This is a genomic window from Emticicia sp., from assembly GCF_049241225.1.
GTDB lineage: Bacteria > Bacteroidota > Bacteroidia > Cytophagales > Spirosomataceae > Emticicia.
Genome location: NZ_JBMLRC010000452.1, coordinates 1 through 3,054 on the forward strand (window position 1 = coordinate 1; position 3,054 = coordinate 3,054).

Consider the following 3,054-nt stretch of genomic DNA (forward strand, 5'->3'; position numbering starts at 1 on the left):
ACTTTCGTTTTTGCCCAAGTGGTTTTGAAAAGCTCCGAGTCTCGGTAATTATTCAAATCAGTTTCCGATTCCCAATGGCTGTGAGTCATATAAACATTAGGTAGGTTGATGTCTCGCATCAGTTCGAGATAAGAACAACCCTGCATGGCTCTAATTTTATGTTTAGAACTATTAAATATTTCTTCAAACTCACTGACTTTATCGGCCTGAAAAGTCATTCTGACGTACCGTATGAGCATATACTTTTTTGATTTTCAACAAAAATACATAATTTTTTCTACCGACCCCGCCATCAAATTTACGAATGCGTAAAGTATTACGAAAAGTTATACTATTTTTGAAGAAAAAACTTTCGATGGATGATTTTAGGTTAAAAGTTTTCTACTCAGTCAGCAAAAATCAGAGCTTTACCAAAGCTGCTGCCGAGCTATTTATTACGCAACCCGCCGTAACCAAACATATCAAACTTTTGGAAGAATCATTGGGTGTTCGACTCTTTGAACGCAAGGGAAATTTCATTGTTTTGACTACGGCGGGTGAAGTCCTGTTTCGATATGCAACTGAGATATTTAGACTTTATCAAGAGGCCATTTTTGAACTCGGAACGCTCAAAAAACAATATCAGGGTAGCCTTCGCTTGGGAGCAAGTACCACCATCGGGCAGTATCTGATTTCGCCAATTTTGGCATCTTTTCACGAGAAATTTCCTCAAATCGAACTTACACTCCTAAACGGAAATTCGGAGTTTATTGAAAATGCAGTTTTATCAAAAAACATAGATTTAGGAATCGTAGAAGGCAAAAAGCACCATAATAGCTTGAAATACACTGAGTTCATGGACGATGAACTGGTAGCGGTGGTTCACACAAAAAGCAAATTTGCCAAGCAAACAAGCATCAGTTTAGACGATTTGCCCAATATCCCACTCGTGCTACGTGAGCGAGGCTCAGGCACGCTCGAAGTGATTGAAAGTGCCTTGAAAGAAAAAGGCTTGAAATTATCGAATCTTTCGATAGTGATGCACCTCGGTAGCACCGAAAGTATCAAGTCGTTTTTGGAGCATTCGCAGGCGATGTCGTTCATGTCGATTCGGGCGATTCAGAAAGAGCTCAAACGTGAAGAATTTCGCATTATAAACATTCAAGATTTTGAAATTTTACGTACTTTTTCGTTTGTCAATCTGCATGGGCAACAAGATAACCTTTCTTCGATATTTATGCAGTTTGCTAATCGGCATTATAACCAAAAGTAATTGATTATAAAAAAATACGATTTGTTTGTGCTGTACTTTGGGTTCTACCTTTGACCCATGAAAAAACAAACAATCATACTCGGAGTCTTGGCAATTATCTGTTGTTTTCCTGTCATCAATTCCACTTGGGCTTTGCTTTTAGGTTTAATTTTTGCCCTGACGGTCGGAAATCCAGACAAAGATAAAACCAATATTTGGGGTGGGTATTTACTGAAAGCCTCGGTCATTGGTTTAGGATTTGGTATTAATATTCAGGTTTTGGCCAAAGAAGGTCAAGAAAATATCGGAACAACCGCACTTTTTGTGCTTGGCGTGCTGTCGATGGGTTTTCTGATTGGTAAATTTTTGAAACTTGATAAAACCATTGTGTTGCTTATTTCGGCTGGCACGGCCATCTGTGGAGGAAGTGCCATTGCGGCCGTGGGTTCAGTAATCAAAGCTGATGCCGATAAACTTTCGGTTTCGACAGGCGTGGTGTTTTTGCTCAATGCCATTGCTTTACTTGTTTTTCCTGCTATTGGCCATTGGCTGGGGCTTTCGCAGGTACAATTTGGCACTTGGGCAGCCATTGCTATTCACGATACGAGTTCGGTTGTTGGGGCTGCCGCCAAATATGGCGATGTAGCTCTTGGCATTGCATCCATCACAAAAATGCTCCGCATCATTTGGATTATTCCAGTTTCTCTGGTTTTGGTGCTTGGTTTTAGCAAAAACCGTGAATCTTTCAAGATTCCTTCATTTATTATTGGTTTTATCTTGGCATCTTGCCTTTTTAGCTTTTTTCCTGCCTATAAAAGCTTTTATTTATCACTTTATGGTATTTCAAAACAAATAATGGTCGTTAGTCTATTGCTGATTGGCTCGGGGATTTCGGTCGAAAATCTAAAAAAAATTGGAGGTAAAGTAGTTTTTCAGGCCGTTGGGCTTTGGCTTATCGTTTGTCTATTATCTTTGTATTATGTGATTCATCATTTTCAATCTTAATCCATCATGGAATCAACCAATAACCGACGTTCGTTTATTCAAAAAAGTATTCTAAGTATTGCAACGGTGCTTGGTAGCGATGTTGTTTTTGCTAAAAACCTACCCAAAGAAGTAAAAATCTTAGGAGAAAAAGCTTTTATCGACCTTCCCGAAGGAAAAAACAAAGAGTTGATGCTGCTCAACGACCGCCCGTGGAATGTTGAAACACCTCCACATTTACTTGATGATGAAGTTACGCCAGCCGATAAAATGTTTGTTCGCAATAATGGCAATCTGCCCGAAAATATTGATGCTACAAAGTGGGAATTGGTGATTGATGGAGAGTCGGCAAAAACTCGTAAAGTATTCACATTGAATGATTTAAAGACAAAATTTAAAACCTATACCTACCAACTCACGCTCGAATGTGCGGGAAATGGCCGTTATGGTTTTAGTCCACAAACATCGGGAAATCAGTGGCAAGATGGAGCCGTAAGTTGTGCCGAATGGACGGGCGTAAGGCTGCGTGATGTGCTTGAAAGTGTGGGAATAAAAGACGATGCTGTTTATATTGGTTATTACGGAAAAGATATTCACTTGAGTGGTGATGCCACAAAATCGCCAATTTCGAGAGGTGTGCCAATGAAAAAAGCCCTCGAAGAAGAAACGCTTTTGGCTTGGGCAATGAATGGAAAAGATATTCCTGTGATGCACGGTTTTCCGCTTCGATTGGTAGTTGGCGGTTGGCCAGCGTCGGTTTCGGGCAAATGGTTGAGCAGAATTTCTATCCGAAATAAAGTACACGATGGCGAAAAAATGAGCGGTCATAGTTATCGAGT

4 protein-coding genes are annotated in these 3,054 nt (G+C 40.0%); 3 read left to right on the top strand and 1 reads right to left on the bottom strand.

The window, feature by feature from the left end; translation table 11 throughout:
• On the bottom strand, nt 1–239 hold a 239-nt coding region (locus tag ACOVO2_RS23265; protein ID WP_421772271.1), incomplete at its 3' end, for a putative quinol monooxygenase.
• A gap of 65 nt (nt 240–304) precedes the next feature.
• Here ACOVO2_RS23265 and ACOVO2_RS23270 point away from each other — a divergent pair.
• The 3 genes from ACOVO2_RS23270 to ACOVO2_RS23280 form a co-directional block, all read left to right on the top strand.
• Complete coding sequence (locus ACOVO2_RS23270) at nt 305–1,252, top strand: LysR substrate-binding domain-containing protein (protein ID WP_421772272.1); 948 nt, start codon at nt 305–307, stop codon at nt 1,250–1,252.
• A gap of 57 nt (nt 1,253–1,309) precedes the next feature.
• Nucleotides 1,310–2,236: a YeiH family protein gene (locus ACOVO2_RS23275; RefSeq protein ID WP_421772273.1), complete on the top strand. Its 927-nt coding sequence runs from the start codon at nt 1,310–1,312 to the stop codon at nt 2,234–2,236.
• Between the two features lie 6 nt (nt 2,237–2,242).
• Nucleotides 2,243–3,054, top strand: an 812-nt coding sequence (locus tag ACOVO2_RS23280; protein ID WP_421772274.1) for a molybdopterin-dependent oxidoreductase, incomplete at its 3' end; no start/stop codon positions are given.

Excerpts from the sequence above, each read along its gene's own strand:
- ACOVO2_RS23270 (WP_421772272.1), top strand. The coding sequence starts at position 305 with ATGCGTAAAGTATTACGAAAAGTTATACTATTTTTGAAGAAAAAACTT.
- ACOVO2_RS23275 (WP_421772273.1), top strand. The coding sequence starts at position 1,310 with ATGAAAAAACAAACAATCATACTCGGAGTCTTGGCAATTATCTGTTGT.